Consider the following 26,085-nt stretch of genomic DNA (forward strand, 5'->3'; position numbering starts at 1 on the left):
ATTCTTCATTCTTCCTTTTAGTTTGTCTATTACTTGGTTAAAGTAATTAATTCTCCAACTTGCTTATCAGTTACTTCAATTGGCCAAGCTGGCGTATCAAATAACATAACCGAATTAACTAAACTAACAGTTTTACAATTATGTTCAGCTAAAAAACAATCATAATAACCACCACCAAAGCCTAAACGATCATGACTTACCTTAGAAAAAGCAAGTCCTGGTACTAGCAATAAATCTAGTTGATTATTAATCTCAGTTGGATTTGCTACTTCCCAAACACCAAAGTCAGATTTTTCTAATCGGGTTTGGTCATCAAAATAAACAAAATCCATACTCTTATCATGATAACTTTTAGCTAAATAAGTTTTTATTCCCTTTTTTCTAGCTTGCTCAATAATTATTTGATTATCAATTTCAAAATCCAATGGGCAAGTTACACCGATTGTTTTCACTCCTTCAAGTAACGAATTAGCTAAAAATTTATTTTGTAATAAAATATCTTCTTCAACTTTTCGGTCCTTCTTGGCAAATTCTTTTAAACGAAGAATTTGTCGCTGTCTTAACTCTTTTTTCTTCATGTTTAACATTATAACAAAAAAACAACAGGCTTTTTAACCTGTTGTCTTAGTAATTACTTAGTTTCGCGGTGAAGCGTAGCCTTTCTTTCACGTGGGCAATATTTCTTCAAAGCCAAACGTTCAGGGTGCTTACGCTTATTCTTCTTAGTTAAGTAGTCTCTTTCGCCACATTCAGTACATTCAAGAATAATGTTATCTGCCATTTCTTCCACCACCTATTAAATTTATTTCGACTGTTCAATGATAGCATTTTTCAATAGCTTTTACCAGAAAAAATATTAGTTTTCTGCGTATTTATTTAATTTGAAGTAATCTTCAACCATTTCTTTAGCTACTTGCAATGTGTAAGTACCTTCCAAGTTAGGATCCAAACCTGGGAAAACCACTACTACAGCTAATTTTGGCTTACTTGAAGGAGCAAAACCAACAAAAGTAGCATTGATTAATTCAATTGGATCACTGCTACTATTCTTTTTCTTACTTGCACTGGCATCATAGTAAAAAGTTTGAGCAGTACCAGTCTTACCTGAAATACTTGGCTTAACATCCTTTAATGTATGGGCGGTACCCCAAGCATTGGTCCCATGTACTACACGGTACATCCCTGTTTTAATAACATTCAATTCACTACTTGTCCAAGGTATTCTAAATTGAACATTTGGTGTTTTAGAGTAATTAATTGAAACTTTTGTACCACTTGAATTAGTTTGACCAACTGATTGTACCAAATATGGTTGCATTCGATAGCCACCATTTGCAATGGTTGAAATGTATTGTGCCAGTTGGATAGGAGTATATGCATCATAGTTAGCATAGGATTCGTCAAGTACTGAACCAGAAAGCAATTGACCAGATGAATTATGGGTCTTACCTTCAATACCTGAAATTTCTCCTGGTAAATCTATTCCTGTCTTTTGTCCCAATCCAAACATCGCAAAATTGCGTCTTAAAATATCAAAAGCATCAGTCGGCATATGAATATACGTTTTTGGTGTATACTTGGCATTCAACCATCTTAATGTAAGTTGCATCATGTAAATGTTACTTGATACTTCAAGGGCTGTTTCTGCATCCAATGAACTGAAAGTCCCAACTGGATAAACAGATTTCTTAACTGGTGTACCAGGTAAGTAAATTGGTGTATCTGGCAAAGTATTACTACTTGGTGTAATAACTTTATTAATTAAACCACCTGCAACTTGCGCACCCTTTACAACAGACCCCATAACAAATGATTGGTTAATAACACCTAAAGCATCATCAGTAACTTTATTAGTTTTCACATCATGGTCTAGTCCTGCTACTGCTTTAATTGCTCCTGTATTTGGATCCATTGCAATTGCAAATGCACCACTTGAATAATGAGCTGCACCTGCTGATAAGGCAGAAGAATATACAGATTTTAATTTCTTTTGTACTTTTGCTTGATATTTAGAATCAAGTGTCAGAATCAAACTTGCCCCAGCTTGCCCTTTATAGACAGTTTTAGTTTGCGTAACTGTTCCATTGGACTTAGTTGTTAATTTACTTTCAGTCTTAGTGCCTTTAAGTAAAGCTTCATATTCCTTTTCAAGATAAGAAGTCCCCACTCGGTCATTACGTGAATAACCTTGAGCTAAGTAATATTGCAAGTTTTCACTAGGTAATCCAGCTTTTTCGGAAGAAACAGATCCAATAATAGTCTTAATTGAAGATCCATTAGGATAAGTTCTCTCCCAATCAGTCCCTATTCCAACACCAGGTAAATCAGATAAATGTTCACCAACCAAAGCAACTTCTTTATCAGTTAAATTTTGATTTTTAATATAGATTGTTGACAAGCTATAAGCACCAGAAATCTTATTAAAAATCAAAGCAGCAGTCTTTTGTCTGCTAGTATAATGCTTCTTTTCTTTAATAACTTGCTTTTCTAGTGTGGAATAGACCTTTGAGTTACTTAACTCGTTTCCATCTGAATCATACTTTTGTGACTTAGGCAATTTTGCATATTCTTTAGCATAATTGCTGCTATTACCTAAATAATAAGCAGCTAGTTGCAAGTCAGTTGGTGTTTCATTACTAATAGTAATATATTGACTCAAAGCTGTAGAAATATTATAAATTTGTTTACTAGTAACTGACGAGCCCTTAGTATAAGTAATAGCGTTATTAGCCTTATTACCAACTAAAACGCGACCTTTATCATCATACATAATGCCTCGTGGAACTGCACTAGTAACCACCGTGTCATCGCTTTTTTGCACTTCTGAATGAAAACGACTACCATAAATTAATTGCAAATATGCTAGTTGTCCTATCAACATTGCGAATAAAATAAAAATGACACCTAAAATTATTTTCATTCTGATTGGCGTTTCAGCCGCTTTTCGATCAGATTTATGATTATTATTTTTTAAAAAATTCAAGAAAATCAACCTCACTAGTCAGTCAATATTTTAGCAGATAGCTTTGTGTTATGCTATGTATATCCCAATGTTAGTTTCAATGTTTTTTAAATCTTAAGTAAATGAGGAAAATGAAAATTAATTATCAAGACAAACATGTTCGTACAATTTTATATTTATTAAGTTTTTTTATTCCATTTGCAATATTTGCTGGTTACTTTGCTATGCATGGTATGCGAATCTTAACTGTTGATTTAGGTCAGCAATATATTGATTTGCTTGCGTTTTATAAAGATCACTTCTTTAATCCTGCCGCATACAGTTATAGTTTTGCAAATGGATTAGGTGGCAGTTTAATCGGAACTTTCTTCTATTATTTAGCTAGCCCATTTAATATGCTTTTACTTTTCTTCAGCAAGACTCAATTACCTATTGCTATTTATTGGATTATTTCACTTAAAGTTGGCACAATTGGCTTAACTAGCTATTATTATTTTCAAAAACATTATCAAAAGATTTATGCCTTAGCAGGTAGCAATGCTTTTGCCTTATCTGGTTATGTTATTGCCTACAACTTGAATTTAATGTGGCTTGACAGCTTAATTTTGCTGCCATTATTAATTTTGCAAATTCATCAAGTGGGCAAAAAAAACTGGTTAATTCTTGTTACTTTCCTTCTTTGGGTAACTGATTTTTATACTGGCTACATGGCTTTGGTGTTTGGCTTCTTTTACTTTGCCATTTATTTATTCAATCATCCTACTAATTGGCAAAAGAAATTACTCAATTACGTAATAAAATCAACTACCGCTACTTTATTAGCAGCCTTTGCCTTAATTCCTACTATTTATGAAATAATTAATAATAAAAATAGCAGTGCCGTCTTTAATTGGGGAATTCAATTTACTCCATACAAGCTACTAGGTAAATTTATTTCAGGTTCATATAGTTTCCATGAAATGCAAGCTGGATTACCTAATGTATACCTTACAATTTTATTTTTCCTAATTAGCTTAACTTACTTTTTAAGCCAAGAATTCAGTCTTAAAGAACGATTGAGCTACGCAATTTTATTATTATTTTTATTTATTTCTTGCTGGTTTAATCCATTAGTTCTTTTCTGGCATTTAGGACAATTTCCAACTTGGTATCCTGCTCGCTTCAGTTTTGTCATTAGCTTTTTATTAATTGAACTTGCACTCAAAGTATTGTCAAGACAAAGTAAGATTTCAATTAAGCAATTAATATTAATTGTTTTAATATCAGCTGGACTCTTTACTTGGTTATTAACTAAGAATCGATTTGATTTTCTAGATCACAATAAGGTTCTAATTAGTTTAGTTTTCGCTGTCATTGCTATTATTATTGCAGCTGCTTTACCTCTAAAAAATATCTTAGTACAAGGGTTAATCTGGGGTTTGACCATTATTGCTACAGCTTTAAACCTAAATTCAAGCTTAAATAGTATTTCTTATCAAGTAAATGAAGATTATAGCAACTTTACTGAAAATGTTGCAAGTGCTACCAATTCAATTAAGAGCCAAGACAGTAGCCTATATCGCTTAGAAAAAACTTTTTCTCGTTCTGACGATGATCCATTTAGTGATGGTTATTATGGTTTATCAGTTTTCAATTCAATTGCCAATTCTAAAATTAATAGCTTCATTAGCTATCAAGGACTAGCACATAACTCTAATGCATTTATCAATAAGTTTTCAACACAAGTATTAGATTCACTGTTAGGTGTAAAATATACCTTACAGCCTTATTATGGCGATGATAATGTTAAAAATAGTCAGAGAATGAAATACAATAATCGACTATATCGAACTGATATTAATTCAATGACATTCGGTGGAGATTTTAAGCAACTATCTTATGCAATTAACCAAACAGCCTTACCTCTTGCTTATATCTCTCAAAGAAATTGGGCTACCAATTATTTTGAAAACCAGCCTATCAAAAATCAGCAATCATTTTATACTGCTGCAACCGGTGATAAAACCAACTTATTTACTGCAATTAATCTTCCAACTGCACAATTGGAAAATGCGAAAGCTAGTGGTAATTCAACTTACCAAAAAAAGGTTTTGACCCAAGTTGCAACCATTTCATACTCTTTTACTCCAAAAACTAATAATTCCTATTACTTACAATTACCAGCTAGTTTAACAGGAAAAATTGTTTCATTTACTATTAATGGCGAAAGTGTTGATATAGATGCTCGTTATGATCAGGTCAAACTTCTTAATATTGCCAATAAACAAAAAGGCAAAAAATTAGTTCTTTCATTTACTTTATTAAAAAACAAAGTAAATTTAGCAAATATCATTATTTGGGAACTAAATTCTAAGCACCTTACTACTACTTTGACTAAACTTAAAGAGAACCAACCAATTGTTAAAGAAACAAAAGCTGGTACTATTGAAACTTCAACTTTTACAACTAGTGGCAATAAAACACTTAGAACTAGTATTCCTTACGACAATAATTGGACCATCTATGATAATGGTAAAAAAATCAACTATACTAAATTCACTAATACCTTCTTAGAAATTCAGTTAGTTAATGGGAAACATCAAATAAAATTTGTTTATGTGCCACATCAATTCTATTTAGGCTTACTATTAAGTGTAATAACTGGAATTTGCCTTTTAGCATATTATTTTTATCATAAACGAAATCAATAACAAACATTACAAAAAGAGCTGATACAACTTCGTATCAGCTCTTTCGTTCTATTGTTTAATGTTAATTAAGCTTTAACGTCATTAATAACAACATCAAAACTTCCACCTGGTGTACTGATTGAAACAGTATCACCTTTATGCTTACCAAGTAATGCTTGTGCAATTGGTGAATCATTTGAAATCTTGCCGTTTAATGGATCTGATTCATCAGAACCAACAATTGTATAAGTTTCTGGATCATCTTCACCAACTTCAGTATAAGTTACAGTCTTACCAACTGAAACTTCATTAGGATCAACACTATCAGCATCAATAACATCAGCATATTTAAGCATTTGTTCAACTTGAGCAATCCGTTGTTCTACAGCACTTTGTTCATCTTTAGCTGCATCATATTCTGAATTTTCAGATAGGTCACCATATGAACGAGCAACTTTAATTCTTTCAATAACTTCTGGACGCTTAACAAGTTTTAATTCTTTAAGTTCTGCTTCAAGCTTTTCTTTGCCTGCGGCAGTCATTGGATATGTTTTTTGTGGCATATTAATCTCCCTTTATTGATATTTCACCAGTCAATAATATTTAATTCACTAATGAAAGTCAATAGATTAACGTACTTCTACTTCTAATTGACTAGTTAAAGCTTCACTAACTGCGTTTACAGCCTTAGTTACAACTTCATCTGTTAAAGTTTCTTTTTCATTTAAGAATGTTAATTTATAAGCCAAACTCTTTTTACCAGCTTCAATATGTTTACCTTGATATACATCAATTACATCAAGTTTAACTAAATATTTACCAGCATTTTCACGAATGACATTTGCGACTTCATCACTAGTTACATTTTCAGCAACCAATAATGACATATCACGTTCAACACTTGGATATTTAGGAGCTGGCATTGATTTAGTCTCACCATCCATAAGTGGCAAGATCAAATCTAAATTAAGTTCGTAACCATATAGTTCTTTTCCACGTAAATTCTTATCAAACAAGTTAAGAAGTGGGGCAATTTGTCCAACAAAGCCCACATATTGGTCATTAATATAAATACCGGCTGTTCTAGTTGGATGCATACCAGGCAAATTAATCGCCTTATATTCAATCTTAGCAGGAGATTTAATTACAGCATCAAATAATGTTTCAACTTGACCTTTAACATAGTAAAAATCAACTTTTTCTTCAATATGTTGCCAATTTACTTCTTCTACTGTGCCAGAATATAGAGCTGCTAAATGAGTATGTTCATTGTATTCATCATTTTCATGATCATACACACGCCCTTGTTCAAAAATTCGAACTTCATTTTGTTTGCGAGCAAAGTTATAGCTAGCAGTTTCAACCAAGCTGGCCATTAAGTTTTGTCTCATTGTTGTTCTAGCTGAATTAAGTGGCCATTCAACTTTAACTGGTGCTAATGCTTTATCTCTAAACAAATATGCTAAATCTTCACTAGTTAATGAATAATTGATAGTTTCGACAAGACCTTGTGCCTCAACTAAGTGACGCAAATGTCTTACCTTTATTTCATCAGCATTGTAACCACCATGAGTTTGACCAAGTACAGGTTGAGTTGACTTAATGTTGTCATAGCCATAAATTCGACCAACTTCTTCAACTAAATCAGCTTTAATTGAAATATCCCAACGTCTATTTGGAACAGTTACAGTTACTTCATCACCTGCTGATTTAGTTACAAAGTTTAAGCGATTGAAAATGGTTAAAATTTCTTCATTTGATAATTCTGTTCCCAAAATTTTGTTGAAATAAGCAAAGTTAGCTGTAATTTCACATTTAGGCTTTTCTTCATTTTGAGCATAAATAATGCCTTCGTTAACTGTACCTTCTGCATGATTTCTAAGAAGTAGTGCAGCCATGTTAAGTGCTTTTTCAGTATTATCCCAGTTAAGTCCCTTTTCAAAACGAGCAGATGATTCACTTCTTGCATCATGCCGTAAAGCAGCTTTTCTAACTAATGCTGGGTCGAAAACTGCACTTTCCAAAATCACATCAGTTGTTGAATCTGTTACTTCTGAATTAAGCCCGCCCATAACACCTGCTAAGGCGACTGGCTTAGTTCCATCTGTAATGACAATATCTTCAGAATTTAATTCTAATTCATTTTCATTAAGTAAAGTTAATTTTTCACCCTTTTTAGCTAAACGAACTTCGCACTTACCAGAAAATGCACTAGCATCATAGGCATGCATTGGTTGACCCGTTAAAAGCATAACGTAATTAGTAGCATCAACTACATTGTTAATTGGGCGAATTCCGGCATTCCATAAACGTGTTTGAAGCCAAAGTGGACTTGGAGCAATTTTTACATTTGAAACTTTTCTCATTAAGAATTTTGGTGCGAGCTTTTTATCTACACTAACACTTAATTCATTTGTCCAATCGCTTCCGTCACCCTTTAAAGCGACATCTTCAATGTTAGGCTTTTGATCAACAATTGCACCAACTTCATATGCTGCTCCTTCCATAGAAAGAGTGTCAGCACGGTTAGGAGTGATATCAAAATCTAAAATGTAATCGTCCATACCTAAGGCTTCATAAACATCAGTCCCTGGTTTAATTGCTTCAGGAAATACAAAAATTCCATCAGCAAATTCTTGTGGTACAACACTATCGCTAAAACCAATTTCTTGTAAACCACAAAGCATCCCATTTGAAACAACACCACGAATTTTACCGCGCTTAATCTTTTCATTACCAGCAATTCTAGCTCCGTGCAAAGCAACAATAACATATTCGCCCGCAGCAACATTGGGTGCTCCACATACCACTTGAATTGGTTCATCTTCACCTACATCAACTTGAGTAATATGTAAATGATCAGAATCTGGATGCATTTCACATTCTAAAACGTGACCAACCACTATCTTTTTTAACCCTTCCATAGGGTGGTCAACTGATGCTATTTCGATCCCAGTTCTAGTGATTTTTTCTGCTAACTCATTAGGATCAATATCTAACTTTAGAAAATCTTGTAACCATTTATATGAAACTAACATCTAGTCTTCCTCCTGACGAAATTGTGTTAAGAATCTAATGTCATTAGTATAGAAATCACGAATATCATCTACACCATATTTCAAAATTGCAAAACGGTCTAACCCTAAACCAAAAGCAAAGCCACCATAAACTTCCGGATCTAAACCGGCATTTCTAATAACATTAGGGTGAACCATTCCTGCACCTAATACTTCTATCCAACCAGTATATTTACATACTGGACATCCCTTACCATCACAATTGAAACAAGAAACATCCATTTCAACACTTGGTTCAGTAAATGGAAAATAACTTGGTCTTAACCGGGTTTCTCTATCTTGACCAAAAACATGTTTTGCAACTGCTTCTAAAGTTCCTTTCAAATCTCCCATGGTAATGTTTTTATCAACAACTAGCCCTTCCATTTGAGCAAATTGATGTGAGTGAGTTGCATCATCATCATCACGACGATAAACCTTACCTGGTGAGATCATCTTTAAAGCACCATTTTCAAAATTATGTTTTTCCATTGTTCTAGCTTGAACAGGAGAAGTTTGGCTTCGTAAAAGATGACCTTCATCAACAAAGAAAGTAGCTTGCATATCACGAGCTGGGTGATCCTTAGGTAAGTTAAGCATTTCGAAATTATAATGCTCTGTTTCAATTTCTGGTCCTTGAACCACTTGAAAGCCCATACCAATGAAAAATCTTTCTAAATCATCTTGAATAATTCTAATTACGTGCTTAGAACCAAGACGAGTTTTTCTACCTGGTAAGGTAACATCAACTGCTTCCGCCTTTAATTTTTCAGCAACTAACTTTTTCAAAAGATCTTTTTTAGCATCATCAAGTTTTTGATTAAACAAGTCACGTAATTCATTAACTCTTTGACCAACTTCTCGACGATTTTCAGGCGCAACTTCCTTCATTGAGTGAAGAATTTCAGTTAATTCTCCCTTTTTACCAACTAAAGTTACCCGTACATCGTTTAACTTCTTTTCATTTTCAGCTTTTTGAATTTGTGCTAAACCTTCATCACGTAATTTAGCCAATCTTTCAAATAAATCCATACTGCGTCCCTTTCTAAACAAAAAAAGCTTCGCCCCAACAGGGACGAAGCTTCGCGGTACCACCCTCGTTTAGGGATAGAATATCCCTACACTTAACTTTCGATAACGGGAAATACCGGAATTGATTAAAATTCAACTTACAAGGTGAAATTCATAAGCCATAACTTAGATTAATCTCAGCTAAATAATCCTCTCTGTTAAGTAAAAGAACTTACTACTAGTCTTGCTAAATGTTTTTATCTTTATTGTTATAGTTAGTATCTTAAAACTTTTAGCAAAAACATGCAACTAGTATTCTTTATACTTCCCATCGATCAGCCCACTCATGAACTTGATCAAATACAGGCTTTAATTCTGCGCCTTTTTTAGTTAGCTTATAAGTAATAATACCTGAATCTGAAACTGAGCGCTTAACAATCTTTAATTCTTCTAATTCTTTTAGTCGTTCAACTAATACTCGATCTGAACAAGCATGAACCGCATTAGCCAAGTCTTTAAAACGCATCGGAGTAAAACTACATAATGAGCTAATAATTAATCCATTCCATTTTTTACCAATAAAAGCAAAGGCATTGATAAAATGTTCGCAGTTTTCAAACTTATTGTGACAGCCTTGGCAACCATCTTTTTCTTGAGAAGCAGTTGACATATGTCTTCCTCCTTTAAATTTGTTGTTAATATAATTATACTTGCTTTCACTTACTAATTACAAGTGAGAAATTTAAGCAAAGTGATAAATCATAATACCTGCTGCAATTGCTGCATTTAATGATTCGGCTTGACCCTTTATAGGAATAAATAATTTTTCATCAGCCAAATTTACAGCATCCCCACTTACACCATTAGCTTCATTTCCAATAATTAAAGCCAATTCTTTAGTTTTTTCAAAATCAGGCAATTCTTTTGCTTCATCATCTAAAACTGACGCATAAACCGGAATATAATTTTCTTTAAATTGCTCAATTGTTTTTAAAAGGTCCGCTTTGATGATTGGAATATGGAATTGACTTCCTTGCATTGCTCTTTGTGTTTTAGGATTGTATAAATCAGCACAATTTTCTGATAATACTACCCCATTAAAACCAGCTGCATCTGCCGTTCTAATAATTGTACCAATATTACCAGGATCAGCTAATGAATCAAGTAATATCCATTTACCAAAATTAAAAGTAAAATGCTTAGGTTGATTTATTTTTAAAACCATAAATACATCTTGCGAATTAGTTGTTGCACTAAGATGCTTAGCAACTCGCTCATTAATTTGAATTAAGCGTTTATCAGTTAAGTCTAAGTGGTATTGAATACTCAACTTTTCAAAAGCAGCTTGAGTAGCTAATAAATACTTAAAATTAAGTTTACTTTTAAAAGCTTCATCTACTAGATGAAAACCTTCAATTAAATAAAAGCCTTCTTGTTCACGATATTTTTTCTTATTTAGCTTAGCTAAATTTTTTATTGTTTGATTTGTTGTTGATGTAATTTTTTGCATGTCATTCTCCTTAGTTCACTACACTATTTTATGTTAGAAGTTTAAAATATTAAATAGTAGATTGTATTCATAAGGAGAAAAAATTATGGAAACAAGAGAAATTCATGTATACGGACTAGTTCAAGGGGTCGGATTTAGATGGTGTACTCAAATATTAGCAAAGAAGTTTTTCTTAAAGGGCTGGGTAAGAAATGAAAATGATGGTAGTGTAACTATCCTTGTTCAGGGGAAAGATTATATTTTAGAAAAATTTATTCAAGAATTACCATCTGCCCAAGGTCCTACTGCAAGAATTGATAAAATTGAACAAAAACAGTTGACAAATGTGGCACCTTTGACCCGTTTTACGGTAAAATATTAGCAAGTTGTTTTATTTAAAACAGAGAATTTATAGAAATTAAGTGGTGTATTTAATTAATGAAAAAAAACAAAAAAATCTTACTGTTAGTTAGTTTAGTGGCTATGTTAGCAGTTATTCTAACTGGTTGTGCTGCTTACAAGACTGGTGCAAACGCTGCACCAAAAGGTGGCTTTTTTGGGTTAATCTATCAGTTTATTGGTATCCCAATAAGAAATATTATGCTAGCAACTGAAAATGCCATCGGAGGTACAAATGGTGCTGGTTGGGCAATTGCAATTATTACAGCTGTAATTCGTTTTGTACTATTACCTTTAATGCTTTCAAGTTCTAAAAAGTCAACGATTCAGCAAGAAAAGGTTAGTCGCTTACAAGACCAATTCAAACTTATCCAAGACGCCTTAAAAGATCGTTCTTTAACTCCTGATAAGCAAATGCAAATCAGCCAACTTCAACAAAAAGTTTACCGTGAAAACAATTTAAGTATCACTGGTGGAATTGGCTGTCTACCATTAATTGTTCAATTTCCTTTCATGATTGGTATTTATCAAGCAGTAGCCTATTCAGATGCTCTATATAAATCAAGCTTTTTCGGAGTATCACTTGGTAAGCCATCACTACTTTTTGCAATTGTCGGTGCACTATTTTACTTAGCTCAAAGTTTATTAATGCTTCGTGGAGTTAGTGAGCAACAACGAGCAGCAATGCAATCAACTATTTTTATTAGTCCATTAATGACATTATTTATTTCAATGTCTACACCAGGTGCATTGGGTCTTTACTTCTTAGTTGGTGGGATAATTGCTTTAATTCAACAAGTAATTGTAACTTATATTATCTTACCAAGAGCAAAAGCCAAAATTGATGCTGAACTAAAAGAAAAGCCAATGAAAGTAGTTGTAACAAAAGAAATAATTGACGATATTATTGGAAATGATTCCGATAATTCTGTTAACTCATCAGACTCAACTAGTTCTACAGAAGAAGAATTGCGTAAAAGAAATGCTGGAAAGCAAAAACGTGAAAATAAGTAAAAAAATAAAGCCTTTTGGCTTTATTTTTTTTACTCTAAATCCAGCCCTTATTTCGTGCTAAGTTAAGTGCTTCCAATCTTGATGATGTTCCTGTTTTACTTAAGATAGAAGAAATATAGTTGCGAACTGTCCCTTCTGATAAAAATAATTTTTGAGCTAGTTCTTTGGTGGTAGCTACTTGTTCCAACATTTTTAAAATATCCATTTCACGATTTGTTAAGGGGTTATCTACTTCATTTAAAACACCACTTACCAGCTTGGGATCAAAGACTGTATTCCCATCTAAAATAGCCCTAATTGCCTTTACCAGCGAATCACTTGGACTATCTTTTAAGAGGTAGCCATCAACTTTTTGAGCTAATGCTTCTTTAAAGTAATTAGCTCGAGCAAAGGTAGTCAAAATAATTATTTTTCCAGGATAGTTCTGCTCACGTAACTCTTTAGCAATTTCTAAGCCACTTTCTTTCGGCATTTCTATATCTAGTAATGCAACCTCAACCTTTAAAGTGATGATTTTATTTGCAACATCTTCACCCGTCAAGCTAGTTCCTACAACTTCAAAATCATCTTCTAAATCTAACAACATCTTCAAGGCTGAATTTAACAATTCTTGATCTTCAGCTAAAAATAACCGTGTCATAACTACTCCTTAGGAATACTAATACTAATTTCAACACCATTTTTGTCAGAAATTGCAAAGCTTCCTTTTAATTTTTCAGTTCTTGTTTGCATCCCACTAATCCCAAAATGTTCACGACTAGTATTAGCTTTATTTTTAAATCCAATTCCATTATCTTTAATTCTAACAAAATAATTATTAGAATCTTCATTAAAAGTAATTCTAACTAAATTACCATGGCTATATCGAATCGCGTTGGCAATAGCTTCTCTAATAATAAATGATAACTCATTTTGGATATTATCAGGCCAAGTAAAGGCTTGTGCTTGATTTTCGGTTGTCAAATCAAATTTGGCATTTTCTAGATTTTCACTTTCAACAGCTAAGACCTGAACTAACTTTTGCTTACGTAAATCAGCTACGATTTCCCGAACGAGATTTAAATTATCCCTCGCATTCTCGCCAATTTGCTGAATTTGCTTCTTGGCTAAGTCTGGTTTTTTATCAACCAGTTTCTCTGCCAAATCAGCATTAATGGCTAAAGTTGAAAAAACTTGTCCTAAATTGTCATGAAGTTGCCCAGCAATGCGATCACGTTCAGATTGCTTAATAATAATTGATAATCTTTCATTATCTTGTTTTAACACGAATCTTTTTCTTTGAGAAACAGCGAAAGAATGAGCAAAAAAGACGCAAGAGTATGCAAAAAGCAAGCCAAAAAACAAATTAATATCAAACCCCTGCTTAATAACCGTATAAACTGCACATGCTGTTACAGAACTAAGATAGATTACTACTCTATTTTTGAAAATATGGGGTTTAATTTCACTAAAACCAATACAAAAACCTGCAAAAATAAAATTATAATAATATTGATAATTAATAACCCATAATGCCGCAATTGCAATCATGGCAGTAATTTCCCAATCATAATTTGGGATTTCTTCGCCATATGAATCACGATAAAATTTAGCAAATGGTATTAATGCTAAAAAACAAACCCAGTCAAATAAGTTTTTTATCGGTAATGCAGCAAAAACTGCAAAAAATAAAAACAATAAATAGTAATAAGGCATTGCCCCATACTTTTTTGGAAAAAGGACATGCCTATTAAGAAATTCTTTCAATATTTTACTCCTTGGCTATTAAGCTTTACGCCCCTTATTTTTGACAACTAGTCCTAAGATTAAAATTAGCACAATTAGCCAGACGAATAAAGTTTGTAATTGATTACCACTCATATTTTGCTTTAGTAATAAATCTAAACTTAATTGAGAAGCTGGATACCCTGGCATGATTTTGCCGATTTTTTGTAAATAATCAGGCATCATGCTCAAAGGCCACCATAGTCCCGACAAAATTGCAATTGTAAACATAAGTAAGTTTGCCAATGCACCAACTGCATTTTCATCGCCAACAAAAGAAATTAAGACTCCTAGTAAGGCAAAAGGTAAACATAAAACTGGTACTGCAACCAGTAAAACAAGCCAATTTTCTAAAGATAAATTAACCTTATTAATAAAAACGCCAACTAATGCTACTGCCGAAACAGCAATTATATTCATAAACTCAAATACTAAAAAAATATTTGCATAATAACTGTTTAAACTAGTTGGGGATAATTTAACAAATAGTTTGAAACCTTTTTTATCGTCACTTGATAAAATTCGAGAAAGTGTTGATAGCGAATTTATTAAAATACCATAAACAATCATACTTACTAAAAAGCGCTTATTCCAACCTGCAGGTGCATCAGTAATTGCTACTTTGGTATAAATTAAGTAAAAAACTGCAGGTAAAGAAATTATGAAAATAAAGAAGAAGGGGTTTCTAAGTAAAAAACGCTTTAAATTTATCTTCAATTGATAGGCAAAATTATTCATTATTAATCCTCCATCCATTTTTTCATTAAGTTTTCGAGATTACTTTGAGAGATTTCAAGGTTTTCCACTTGATTGAGATATTTGATAAAGCTTGGTAAAAATGCATTCAAGCCATTAACTTTTAAAACATAGTGATTGTTATTTTCGTTAATATCAACAACTGCAGGTAAATTAACAAAGCTAACTTTTTCAAGTTGACTAACAAAGCTAACTTTAACAGTTTGATTTTGCTTTTTCATTTGCTCTAAACTGCCATCAAAAACTAGTCGGTGATTGTTAATAATCAAATAACGTCCTGCGACTTTTTCAAGTTCTTCTGGGTAGTGACTTGTTATTAAAAAAGTTGTCCCTAGCTTTTTAAAACCATTTATCTTTTGCCAAAATTCATTTCTAGCTTCAACATCCATTCCTGCTGTAGGTTCATCAAGGAAAACCAGCTTAGGGTTTCCTGCCATTACAATTGCAAAAGAAACCCGCTTTAGTTGTCCACCAGATAGTTTATCCGTGTATTTATCTAGTAAAGCACCGATATTAGCCAATTCAACTAATTTATCAAAAGGCATTGGACTTTTATAAAATGATCTAGCTAAGTTTACCGCTTCTTTGACTTTAACTCGATCTAAGATAATAGATTTTTGAGGCATCACGCCAATTAAATTTCGATTTGGTTTTGATTGACCAAAGATTTTAACTGTTCCAGTATCTTTAGAAAGCAAATCATTAAGTAACCTAATTAAAGTGGTTTTCCCAGCTCCATTTTTCCCTAATAAAGCAACAATTTCTCCTTCTTTAATTTTAAAATTAATATTGCTTAAAACAGCTTGCTCATTAAATGCTTTAGATAGATTATGTACTTCAATTGCGTAAGTCATTTTTGGCTTCCTCCTTTAACTATTTATAGTCTATCGGAGAAAGAAAACACTCTGTAGTAAGTTTCATCATAATAAACTATGACTTTTGTCATAAAAAAAAGCTAGGTCAAAAACCTAGCTGTTTTATCTTATTTGCCTCTTTGGGCCTTTTCTTTTTTCTTATTTAAAAGCTTAACTTCTTTTTTAGTTAACACAGGGAATCGTAAGATAAAGTTACTTCCATTACCTAACACTGAATCAACACTAATCTTCCCATGATAACTTTGGGTTAGTTTTTGAGCGATTGATAATCCTAATCCATTACCGCCCTTTTCACGGGTTCTTGCCTTATCAACTCGATAAAAGCGGTTAAAGATCTTACTTTTTTCGCTTTCAGAAATTCCCTCACCAAAGTCTTGAACACTTACAACTACTTCACCATCTTCAACACTTGAACTAATAATAACTTCATTGCGATCAGTTGAATACTTTATTGCATTATCAATTAAAATAATCAACAATTGTTCAAAATGACTATGATACATTTGAATCATTGTATCTTCATTTAAATCATTATTAAGTCGCAAAGTAAAGTCTTGATGAACGAGTTGTAAATCACTTACTACTCTGGTTAAAACTTCAGAAACATTAGTTACTTCATTAGGATATTGAATGTCAATTTGTTCAGCTCTAGTTAAATCGAGCATTTCTTGAATTAAATGCTTCATTCTTTCTGCTTCTTGTAAACTAGCCTTTATCGACTCATCTAAAATTTGTGGATCATTTTTGCCCCAACGTTCAAGTAAAGAAAGATGTCCCTCAATTACGGCAACTGGTGTCCTCAATTCATGGGACACATCTCCAACAAATTGCTTTTGTTGCTGGATATATCCCTGAACTCGGTCAAGCATTTGATCAAAACTCTGAGCTAATTCTCCCAATTCATCATCCCGTTTCAAATCAGGAATTCTAACATCACTATTAGGGTCTTTTTTAATTTGTCTTGCAACTTTGGACATTGCATTCAATGGCCAAACAATTCCTCTAATAATGAAGTAAGATATCAAAATAAAGATTATAGTAGCTCCAATTGAAATTCCAATCATCCATGCTCTAACTTTGTCCATCATTGAATTGAAATTGGACATATCATCTGTTACAGCAATATACCCCGTAATTTTGCGATTATTGGCTGAGCGAATTGGCTGATAAATCGTCAAACTTTGTTTACCTAAATTTAATTTAATTTGTTCTTCCTTATGAGTTATATTAGATAAAAAATCTGCCTGATTTTTACCATTAGAAAAAACAACATCACCTGATTTATCAAAAATCACTACACTGATATCTTGATTTGTTAAATTTTGCAAAATATCATCACTAAAGCCATTTTCAGTCGAACTAGTATTATTATCAGCAGCTGAAATTGTTGGACCACCATTTAAAATCCTTTGTGTTGTAGGTGATAAAGTGGGAACCACATTTGAAATCTGCAATTCCTTATTAATTGAACTTAAACGATGTTCAAAATTTTCAACAACAGTTTCAGCAACTTGACGCTCTTGATTTAAAAACTGTTGGCTAACAATTGAATAAATAATTACGGAAAAAACAAGAAAAGAGACCGTAATAGTCAAAGCTACAAGACTCACCCATTTCTTGACTAATGACGTATTTTTGGTCTCTTTCTTTTTAGTTTGCTTCTGGAACTGGTGCATCGTCTTCTCTTACCATGTAACCTGTACCTCTGACAGTCTTAATATATGAAGGACGGTCAGGAGCATCAATTTTATTTCTTAAATAACGAACATATACTTCAACAACATTAGTTTCAATATTAGAATCAGGTCCCCAAATCTTGTTCAGCAATTGTTCACGGCTTACTACATTATTCTTATTATCAATCAAAGTCATAAGCAAGTTATATTCACGCTTAGTAAGATCGATTGTCTTATCGCCTCTATGCACAATTCTGTTTGCAGTTTCAATAGTTAAATCATTAAACTTAACCACTTTTTGCTTAATTGCTGCATTGCTTGAAACTTTCTTTTCAATGTTTACTCTACGTAAAACGGCACGTAAACGAGCTAATAATTCTTCAATTGCAAAAGGTTTTACAATATAATCATCTGCACCATGATCTAAGCCAGAAACACGGTCAATAACTGAATCTCTTGCAGTCATCATGATAATTGGTGTAGTTTTAACTTGGCGTACACGACGAGCAATTTCTAGGCCATTCAAGTCTGGTAACATTAAATCAAGTAAAATTGCATCAAACTTTTCATTTAATGCTAAATCCAAACCCCGACGTCCATTATTTTCTACAACAGTTTCATATTCTTCATGTTGTAATTCTAATTGAACAAAACGGGCTAAATTCTTTTCATCTTCAATAATTAAAATCTTAGCCATTCTTTCTGATCTCTACCTTCTATTTATTAAAATTTTAAATGATGTTATCTAAGAAAATAAATCCATTTTAAAAATAAAATAGATTTACCTTCCTTTTTAATAATTCAATAATATATTAAAAACTAAGCTTTGACAATAATCAAGCCCCAAAAGAAAAAAGCCTTAAAAAAGGCTTTATTTTTCATCACTATCTGGGAATAAATCTTTTAATTTAGCAAAAGCTGGATTGATTTTTTCTTCATTTTGCTTTTCTAAACTTTCTTCCGAAACTACTTCCCATCCAGTCCCTTGAGGGAACTCATTATTTTCTTCTTCATCTTTGGTAAGGATAGTCGTTGGCAAACTTAATAACAAATTATCTTCAATTGCTGTTTGCAAGTCAATTGTATCCTTATCAATTGGAACAATCATATCTACTTCTTCTTTTTCCTCATTAGTTGGTTCACGATCTAAATAATTTTCAGTAAAAGAAAAATTCAAATGCATCGGAACAGGCGCTAATGACCTACTTGATGGAGCAACAACATCAGCTTCTACTTGAAAATTTCCTGTTACAAAAGGTTCCTGATAAAACATTTGCCCCTTAACCTGAATATTCTTAGCATCAAGCAACAATTCTTTAGCTCTTGCAAAAAATTCAGGTCTTGTTTCTAGCTTCGTGGTAATTTCAGTTAATGGTTCTTTGCTTTTTTTTATTTGAGAAAAATTAATTGTTAGCATTATTTCACCTCGATTGGTTTTTGACCAAAGTTTTGATCACGGCCAATAATTTGTTCAAATAAACGATCTACTCTTACATCAAGTGCCAAACTGCCTATTTGACTATTTTTATGATCGACTTTAGAAATAATTGGCAATTCAACATCTTTTCGTATTTTCTTTAAATAGTTTCTTCCGCGCTTACTGTACCCTAAAAGAACACTCGAAACGTCCGCTTGACTATTAGCAATATCTTCATTAGTTACTCCTAATAAAGTATATAAGCATAATCTTCTTAGTCTAGAATAGGTATACCGTTTAGACTTAATATGTCTTAAAAATTCTGTAAAATCCCGTGCTTCATGAATTTCTGCTTTTAACTTGTATTCTAAACCTTCACTCATTTGATAAATTTGTTGCAATTCAGCTAAACTAGCTGATTCAATTTTATATTTTAAAAATGGAAATAATAAATTCCAATTAGGATAAACACTCTGAGCTAATAATTGCTCTGCTTCTGCCTTAGGTAGCCATTGTTTTAAATCAGCTAAATCAGGTTCTTCAAGCAAAAGATTTCTAATTGCACTTGCACTTTGAACTACCTTTTCACGCTCAAGTAAGTCATCATGATTAGCACCAATTCTAGTAATGGGACTTAATTTTAATTTTTTGGCTAAATCTGCATTAGCAACAGCATAAGCTAAAGCCAAAATAATGTTAGGTTCATTAACTTCTCTACCAACTTCACGAGCAACCATTTGGTTATATTGAGTTGAATAAGTTTGAGTATAATCATTAAAGTCCATTTTACTTTCTGGAATTTGTTTAATTTTTTCACCTAAATAAGCGAAGTTTAAATTGGCATCTTCTACACCAAAAACCAATTCCTCACAACCTAATTTGCTTAAAATTTCCATACTACCTTTTGCAAAAATATCAGCTGCTTGAACACTTGTAGCAAAAGGCATTTGAAAAACTAAATCTGCACCACTAGTTAAAGCATATTTGGCACGAGTCCACTTATCCGTAATTGCCATTTCACCTCTTTGTACATAGTTTCCAGACATTATTACGATAATTGGATCCTCGCCAGCTTTTAATCTAGCCTGATTCATTAAAAATTCATGGCCTGAATGAAAAGGGTTATATTCTGCAATAATTCCAACAACTGACATTACTAGTCCTCAGGAATATCTAGTTTTTTACCGTTTGCCCAAAGACTTTCAAGTCCATAAAAGTCACGAGCATCTTCAGTAAAGATGTTTACAACAATATCTCCTAAATCAACCAAAAGCCAATTGGAATCTCTAGTTCCTTCCACCCGATAATCGTGGTAATCATATTCTCTTACTTTATCTAAAATACTATTCACTAAAGCGTGCAATTGTCTGTTAGAACTAGCACTAGTTACAATATAGAAATCTGCTAAGATGCTAATTCCTCGCATATCATATGCTTCAGTTGCTTCACCATGGCGGTCACTAATTGCGTCTAAAGTAATATCTAATAATTTTTCACTATTCAAATTTATTTCTCCTTTTTAATTCCCCAAACATTATATGCTGCTAATGTTTTAGGATATATTTTTTGTCGATTATTTGCTAAAAACTGCAATGTATGGGCCAATTCATAACCAACACCATCATTTAAGTTAGCAAAAGTAACTTCTCTTGCTTCATCTACACCAGAAAAGCTACGTCCAGGCTCAATATAATCAGCAACAAAGACAATCTTATCTAAAGTTGTCATTTCCACATCCCCTGTAGTATGACGCCTTATTGCTGTTAAAATTTCTGAATCCGTAATACCTAAATCACGTTTAATAAAGTAAGTTCCAACAATTCCATGCCAGATTGCCCGATTCCAATTTAATAGATCTTGATCAAATCCATTGCTTTTATCTTTAATTACACGAATAAATTCTTCATTAGCTACTTGCTTGGCATAATCATGAATAAACCCAGCTAAAGCAGCCTTATCTTCATCATAATTATTAAGTTTAGCTAACTTTCTTGCAGTAATACTAACGCCTTGGCAATGCCGAAAGCGTGCTTCATCCATATTAGCTTGTACCTTGTCTACTAATTCATCACTAGTTAAATTAGAAAAAGTTTTGCTTAATAAGAAATCAGTCACGATACAGCCCCCTTTGTTCAATATATTCTCGAACGCTATCAGGGACTAAATATCTAATTGAAGTGCCAGTTTTTACAGCATGGCGGATTGCGGTTGATGATAAGCGAATATCAGGAGCATCAACCCAAATCAATGGGTAATGTGCTTCTTGAGTATAACCTGGGCGACGAATTCCTACTAAAGTAGCCAATCTCGCTAACTCATCTGCATCTTTCCATGTGTGGAATGAATTTACCTGATCACTGCCCATAATCAAGTAATAATTATTTTCAGGAGCTTCTTTTTTTAAATAATGCATTGTATCAATCGTATAAGAAATTCCACCACGATACAATTCAAGAAGCATAACCTTGAATTTAGGATTATTTTTTGTAGCAAGTTCAAGCATATTGGCCCGATCCTCAGCTGGAATATTTAAAGCCAATTCTTTATGAGGAGGAATATTATCTGGAATAAACCAAACTTCATCTAAGTGTAATTTGGTCATCACTTGTTCTGCTGCGACTAAGTGAGCAATATGAACTGGATTAAAGGTACCTCCCATAATCCCAATTTGTTTACCTGAAACTTTCTTAATTTCTTGAGCCCTAACTTTAGGCTTATTTGCTACAACACAGTCCATTTTTATACCTCTATTAAATTAAAGCACGTCTAATCCCTTGACCAATTCCTCCTGGTAAGTAAGTCTTAACTACCACACCAGCTGGAACAGTAATAAACCCAATTCCTCCAAATAACAAATCACTTTTAGTAGTCGGATGATAAGTTTGGCCTTTCATTGCTGGTAAATTTTCATCTCCATGTGGTGGGGTAAGTAAATCACCAACATGCTTTTCATAAAATTCATCAGCATTTTCAGTTTTAGTACGATGTACATACAATCCGCGTGCAGTATAAACAGTAAAACTTGTCTTTTCACCACTAACAAAGTCGATTCTACCTAAACCACCTAAAAAGAGGGTTTGCCCACTATTAAGCTGATAAGTTGCTGGCTTTAATGGCTTTTTAGGAGCAATCAAATCTAAATCTTTCGAATTTAAATATGATGCTAGCTGCTTATCTGTCATAATTCCTGGAGTATCAACTAGATAATGCCCTGAATCAAGAGGAATCTTTATTTGGTCAAGTGTAGTCCCTGGGAAACGAGAAGTGGTAATTAAATCCTTTACATCCCCCATTAAATCAATAATTGAATTAATTAAAGTTGATTTACCAACATTTGTTGTACCTACGAAGTATACATCTTGATTTTGTGATGCTCGATCTAAATATGCAATTAAATCTTGTAAGTTTCTCTTTTTAGCAGCACTAATCAAGAAAATATCCTTGGGATAAAGTCCCATTCTATTTGCTTCTTGACGCATCCAATCTTTGATCTTAGATTCCTTAGAATTGAGTGGGAAAAGATCAACTTTATTGCCAACTAAAATAAAATCATTATTGCCAACAAAACGTTTTAATGATGGAATCAGCGAATTGTTGAAGTCAAATAAATCTACCACATTAACAATTAAAGCTTTTTTGTCACCGAGTGAATTTAATAAACGAAGGAAATCATCATTATTCAATTCCACTGGCATAATTTCACTATAATGTCGTAATCTAAAGCAACGCTTACAATATACTTCTTGGTTTTCTCCTTCAAGAGCCTTATTTAATGCACTTGCAGGCAAAAAACCAGCTTCATTTTCATCTTGGCTCTGTAAAACAGCCCCACAACCAATACATCTTAATTCTTCATCCATTTTAGGCTCTCCTTGAACTCAATTTTTTTGTTTATATTTAAAAAGAAAAAGATAATCTTCTCAAAAAAGCGATTAATCCTTGTATTCCATTTATCAGTTTCAACAAGAGGCTTGACTAAAACTGTCTTAACACCTGCCAAATTACCGGCTTGAATATCAGTGATTAACTGGTCGCCTACCATTATAACGTTTTCTTTTGATAAATTATAATGCTCAAGTGCTTTTAAAATGCCAAATGGTAAAGGCTTTCTTGCATTTGCCCAAAAAGCAACATCAAATTTACTTACAGCCTTACTTACACGTTCAGGATTATTATTTGAAATAACTATCAACTTAATTCCTGCTTCAGCTAATTTCTTATTTAAGATTGCCATTTCTTGACTACTATCTCTGATATTCCATGCAAGTAAAGTATTATCTAAATCAGAAAAAACAGCCTTAATACCCATTTTTTTCAATTCAGTGGGATCTAAATGATATATTGTATCAATCGTATAAATTGGTCTAAAAATCATTAATCTACTCCTATTTTATGTACTCTTTATTATATGAAAAAAAAGCCCTCTCCTCAACAATTGAGAATAGGACTTTATTTTCTGCAACTAAGCTTGATAAATTTTTAACAGTAAATCTTTAATTTCACCAATTAACATTGCTGAAGGATTGGTTACAGTATTTTGATCACCATATGCTTCAACAGCAATTTCACTTAAATGCTGTTCAGACTCACTTTTACTAATACCATAATCTTTTAAACTCAAACTGATATCTAAACTGTGAGCTAAATCAATAATTTTTTGACACAATCCATCAATAAATTCAGCATCATTAGTACCTTTGATTCCAAGACTTTGAGCAATTTTGACATAATCTTTATCTGCTCGATAAGTAGCATAATGAGGCCACATAGCTAATTTGTTAGGTCTTTTTGCATTAAAACGAATAACTTCTGGCATAACCAAAATATCGCTAACTCCACTTGGTAAATTAAAGTGTGAAGATAAGCAATGCGCAATTGAATGACCAATTCCTAAAAAGGCATTGCCATAAGCCATCCCTGCAAGGGTAGCAGCATTATGCATCCGATTGCGAGCAACTAAGTCGCCCTTATATGACTGTTCAAGGTTTTCAAAAATCAAGTTAATTGCTTCCATTGACCAACCACGGGTAAAATCAGTTGCCATTGTTGAAACGTAGGACTCAATGGCATGTGCCAAAGCCTCAAAACCTGCTGCAGCCACTAAATTTTCAGGTAAATTCTGAACAAATTGATCGTCCACAATAGCTACATCTGGATTCAATGAATAGTCACAAAGTGGGTGTTTAATTCCGGTCTTAGCATCTTTAATAATGGCAAACGGTGAAACTTCCGAACCTGAACCTGAAGTGGTTGGTATGCAGACTAGCTTTACTTTATTATCTTTAGGGAACCGCACTGTTCGCTTACGAATATCCAAGAATTTTTGATAACTATCTTCAAAAGTCATATCAGGATTTTCATAAAACAGTCTCATTGCTTTGGCAGCATCCATAACACTACCTCCGCCTAAAGCAATGATTACATCAGGATTAAAGATTTTCATCCTATGAACTCCGTCAAAAATTACATCACTATCGGGATCAGGATTTACCGCTTGAAAGATTTCATAACTTTTTTCTCCTAATCGATTTGCAAGAATATCTGTAATTCTATTTCCAAATTCATTAGCAACAGTTTGATCTGTAACAATAAAGAAGCGATTAACATCTGGCATGTGTCGTAAATAATTAGCTGCATTATGTTCAAAATATGTCTTTTTTGGAACCTTAACCCACTGCATATTATCTCGTCTCATTGCCACTGTCTTTATATTAAGTAAATCACTAGCTGATACATTATGAGAAAGGGCATTAGCTCCATAAGTTCCTGTTCCTAAAGTTAATGAAGGTAACAAATTATTGTATAAATCACCAACACCACCTAAAGCAGCTGGAGTATTTACCAAAATTCGACATGCAGACATTTTCATTGAAAATTCTTTAATTAATTAGTATGAATTCCAGCAGTATGTCCACGACCCCCATAATTCAGCAGTTCAGCACAAATCTTTAATGCATCTTCATGATCCTTAGCTTTGTACAAAGTAAATACTGGCGACAATTTTTCTGCTGATAATGGATATTTTTTCCCTACTCCCTTATATTCTGCTATTAATACCTTGGTATTCTCAGGTACTTCTAACCCACAGAGTTTAGCAATCTGATATGCACTTTTACCAGCAATCGGACCAGCTACTGTTCCACGTTTTGGATCAATAAATTTCTCTGTAAAAGGCTTAATTTCATTCTTTTTGAGGAAGTAGCAATTCCACGCTGCAAATTCTTTTTTTACTTGATCATAAATACTACTATCCACGACAACACTATTTTCTGACGCGCAAACCATACCATTATCAAAAGTTTTAGATAAAACTATATCATATACAGCTCTTTTAATATCAGCTGTTTCTTCAATATAAGCAGGCCCATTACCAGGACCTACTCCAATGCCGGCTTTCCAGAAGAATATGCTGCTTTAACCATTGCAGGACCACCTGTTGCCAAAATTAGCTGCACATCTGGATGATTCATTAAAGTATTTGTTGCTTCAATACTTGGCTTTTCAATCCATTGAATACAATCTTCTGGAGCACCAGCATTAACTGCAGCCTTGCGAATAATTTCGGCAGTTTTCACACAGCAATTCTGAGCTTGCGGATGAAAACCAAAAATAATTGTATTTCTTGTTTTCAATGCAATTAAACTTTTAAAAAGTACAGTCGATGTTGGATTGGTAACAGGTGTTACTCCAGCAATAACCCCAACCGGTTCTGCTATTTTTATTAATTCTCGTTCCTTATCCTCACTAATAACGCCAACCGTTTTTTCATGTCGTAATGAATTCCAAATGTTCTCAGTGGCAAACATATTTTTTATTGCCTTGTCTTCTACAACTCCTCGACCTGTTTCTTCAACAGCCATTTTTGCTAAGGCATAATTATTTTGTTCTCCAGCAATTGCAACTGCTTCACAAATCTTATTAACTCTTTCTTGATCAAATGTTGCCATTATTTCCAAGGCCTGATGAGCCTTTTTAATGTATTTGTTTATCATTGATT

The 26,085-nt window shown here is 33.0% G+C and carries 24 protein-coding genes, 1 pseudogene and 1 other annotated feature; of the genes and pseudogenes, 3 read left to right on the plus strand and 22 right to left on the minus strand.

What is annotated here, in order from left to right; genetic code table 11:
* Positions 1-29: 29 nt before the first annotated feature.
* From ACNDLV_RS01690 to ACNDLV_RS01700, 3 genes are all read right to left on the minus strand, one after another.
* Positions 30-587 (minus strand): 5-formyltetrahydrofolate cyclo-ligase, encoded by a 558-nt coding sequence (locus ACNDLV_RS01690; protein ID WP_006587156.1) that lies wholly within the window; start codon positions 585-587, stop codon positions 30-32.
* Between the two features lie 44 nt (positions 588-631).
* Positions 632-781: a 50S ribosomal protein L33 gene (rpmG, locus tag ACNDLV_RS01695; protein ID WP_006586481.1), complete on the minus strand. Its 150-nt coding sequence runs from the start codon at positions 779-781 to the stop codon at positions 632-634.
* A 75-nt stretch (positions 782-856) separates the two neighbouring features.
* Positions 857-2,983, minus strand: coding sequence for a peptidoglycan D,D-transpeptidase FtsI family protein (locus ACNDLV_RS01700; RefSeq protein ID WP_048588233.1), 2,127 nt, complete (start codon positions 2,981-2,983; stop codon positions 857-859).
* Positions 2,984-3,093: 110 nt separating this feature from the next.
* On the opposite strand from ACNDLV_RS01700, the gene ACNDLV_RS01705 reads away from it, so the two are divergent.
* On the plus strand, positions 3,094-5,652 hold the full coding sequence (locus tag ACNDLV_RS01705; RefSeq protein WP_022091114.1) for a YfhO family protein: 2,559 nt from the start codon (positions 3,094-3,096) through the stop codon (positions 5,650-5,652).
* Between the two features lie 65 nt (positions 5,653-5,717).
* On the opposite strand, the gene greA is transcribed toward ACNDLV_RS01705, so the two are convergent.
* The 5 genes from greA to ACNDLV_RS01730 all read right to left on the minus strand — a co-directional run bounded on the left by greA (position 5,718) and on the right by ACNDLV_RS01730 (position 11,208).
* Positions 5,718-6,194: a transcription elongation factor GreA gene (gene greA, locus ACNDLV_RS01710; RefSeq protein WP_006586478.1), complete on the minus strand. Its 477-nt coding sequence runs from the start codon at positions 6,192-6,194 to the stop codon at positions 5,718-5,720.
* A 66-nt stretch (positions 6,195-6,260) separates the two neighbouring features.
* The gene (pheT, locus tag ACNDLV_RS01715) at positions 6,261-8,669 is read right to left on the minus strand and encodes a phenylalanine--tRNA ligase subunit beta (protein ID WP_006586477.1); all 2,409 of its coding nucleotides are present in this window, start codon (positions 8,667-8,669) and stop codon (positions 6,261-6,263) included.
* Positions 8,670-9,719 carry a phenylalanine--tRNA ligase subunit alpha gene (gene pheS / locus ACNDLV_RS01720; protein WP_006587154.1) on the minus strand — a complete coding sequence of 350 codons (1,050 nt, stop codon included), beginning with the start codon at positions 9,717-9,719 and terminating at the stop codon, positions 8,670-8,672.
* Between the two features lie 36 nt (positions 9,720-9,755).
* Positions 9,756-9,959 (minus strand) — a binding site (T-box leader).
* A 58-nt stretch (positions 9,960-10,017) separates the two neighbouring features.
* Complete coding sequence (locus ACNDLV_RS01725; RefSeq protein ID WP_006587153.1) at positions 10,018-10,368, minus strand: winged helix-turn-helix transcriptional regulator; 351 nt, start codon at positions 10,366-10,368, stop codon at positions 10,018-10,020.
* 72 nt (positions 10,369-10,440) lie between these two features.
* Entirely contained in the window at positions 10,441-11,208 is a 768-nt protein-coding gene (locus tag ACNDLV_RS01730; RefSeq protein WP_006586474.1) for a TrmH family RNA methyltransferase, read from the minus strand.
* A gap of 85 nt (positions 11,209-11,293) precedes the next feature.
* Here ACNDLV_RS01730 and ACNDLV_RS01735 point away from each other — a divergent pair, with 85 nt between their 5' ends.
* Both ACNDLV_RS01735 and yidC read left to right on the plus strand, forming a co-directional pair.
* Positions 11,294-11,569 carry an acylphosphatase gene (locus tag ACNDLV_RS01735; RefSeq protein ID WP_006586473.1) on the plus strand — a complete coding sequence of 92 codons (276 nt, stop codon included), beginning with the start codon at positions 11,294-11,296 and terminating at the stop codon, positions 11,567-11,569.
* Between the two features lie 56 nt (positions 11,570-11,625).
* A complete protein-coding gene (yidC, locus tag ACNDLV_RS01740) occupies positions 11,626-12,600 on the plus strand; it encodes a membrane protein insertase YidC (protein ID WP_006586472.1) in 975 nt (324 codons plus the stop codon).
* A gap of 34 nt (positions 12,601-12,634) precedes the next feature.
* Here the strand turns inward: yidC and ACNDLV_RS01745 are convergent, their stop codons facing one another.
* The 14 genes and pseudogenes from ACNDLV_RS01745 to adhE form a co-directional block, all read right to left on the minus strand.
* Positions 12,635-13,240, minus strand: a complete 606-nt coding sequence (locus ACNDLV_RS01745) for a response regulator transcription factor (RefSeq protein ID WP_006586471.1) — start codon at positions 13,238-13,240, stop codon at positions 12,635-12,637.
* 2 nt (positions 13,241-13,242) lie between these two features.
* A complete protein-coding gene (locus ACNDLV_RS01750) occupies positions 13,243-14,346 on the minus strand; it encodes a sensor histidine kinase (protein WP_006586470.1) in 1,104 nt (367 codons plus the stop codon).
* Between the two features lie 18 nt (positions 14,347-14,364).
* Positions 14,365-15,102, minus strand: a complete 738-nt coding sequence (locus ACNDLV_RS01755; protein WP_022091113.1) for an ABC transporter permease — start codon at positions 15,100-15,102, stop codon at positions 14,365-14,367.
* Positions 15,103-15,104: 2 nt separating this feature from the next.
* Positions 15,105-15,974, minus strand: a complete 870-nt coding sequence (locus ACNDLV_RS01760; protein WP_006586468.1) for an ABC transporter ATP-binding protein — start codon at positions 15,972-15,974, stop codon at positions 15,105-15,107.
* A 128-nt stretch (positions 15,975-16,102) separates the two neighbouring features.
* Positions 16,103-17,671, minus strand: a complete 1,569-nt coding sequence (locus ACNDLV_RS01765; RefSeq protein WP_006587152.1) for a HAMP domain-containing sensor histidine kinase — start codon at positions 17,669-17,671, stop codon at positions 16,103-16,105.
* Entirely contained in the window at positions 17,646-18,368 is a 723-nt protein-coding gene (locus ACNDLV_RS01770; protein ID WP_006586466.1) for a response regulator transcription factor, read from the minus strand. Before ACNDLV_RS01770 ends, ACNDLV_RS01765 begins: the two co-directional genes overlap by 26 nt.
* A 174-nt stretch (positions 18,369-18,542) precedes the next feature.
* Positions 18,543-19,088, minus strand: coding sequence for a DUF177 domain-containing protein (locus ACNDLV_RS01775; protein ID WP_006586465.1), 546 nt, complete (start codon positions 19,086-19,088; stop codon positions 18,543-18,545).
* Complete coding sequence (locus tag ACNDLV_RS01780) at positions 19,088-20,242, minus strand: nucleotidyltransferase (RefSeq protein ID WP_006586464.1); 1,155 nt, start codon at positions 20,240-20,242, stop codon at positions 19,088-19,090. Before ACNDLV_RS01780 ends, ACNDLV_RS01775 begins: the two co-directional genes overlap by 1 nt.
* Positions 20,243-20,244: 2 nt before the next feature.
* Positions 20,245-20,592, minus strand: coding sequence for a ribosome silencing factor (rsfS, locus tag ACNDLV_RS01785; RefSeq protein ID WP_006586463.1), 348 nt, complete (start codon positions 20,590-20,592; stop codon positions 20,245-20,247).
* A 2-nt stretch (positions 20,593-20,594) separates the two neighbouring features.
* Positions 20,595-21,203, minus strand: coding sequence for a bis(5'-nucleosyl)-tetraphosphatase (symmetrical) YqeK (gene yqeK / locus ACNDLV_RS01790; RefSeq protein ID WP_006586462.1), 609 nt, complete (start codon positions 21,201-21,203; stop codon positions 20,595-20,597).
* Positions 21,196-21,825 carry a nicotinate-nucleotide adenylyltransferase gene (locus tag ACNDLV_RS01795; protein WP_006586461.1) on the minus strand — a complete coding sequence of 210 codons (630 nt, stop codon included), beginning with the start codon at positions 21,823-21,825 and terminating at the stop codon, positions 21,196-21,198. Before ACNDLV_RS01795 ends, yqeK begins: the two co-directional genes overlap by 8 nt.
* A 13-nt stretch (positions 21,826-21,838) precedes the next feature.
* Positions 21,839-22,948, minus strand: coding sequence for a ribosome biogenesis GTPase YqeH (gene yqeH / locus ACNDLV_RS01800; RefSeq protein ID WP_006586460.1), 1,110 nt, complete (start codon positions 22,946-22,948; stop codon positions 21,839-21,841).
* The gene (locus tag ACNDLV_RS01805; protein WP_006586459.1) at positions 22,933-23,463 is read right to left on the minus strand and encodes a YqeG family HAD IIIA-type phosphatase; all 531 of its coding nucleotides are present in this window, start codon (positions 23,461-23,463) and stop codon (positions 22,933-22,935) included. The genes yqeH and ACNDLV_RS01805 overlap by 16 nt, the downstream gene beginning before the upstream one ends.
* A gap of 87 nt (positions 23,464-23,550) precedes the next feature.
* Positions 23,551-26,080: pseudogene (adhE, locus tag ACNDLV_RS01810) on the minus strand (bifunctional acetaldehyde-CoA/alcohol dehydrogenase).
* Positions 26,081-26,085 lie beyond the last annotated feature (5 nt).

This window comes from Lactobacillus fornicalis (genome assembly GCF_055362665.1).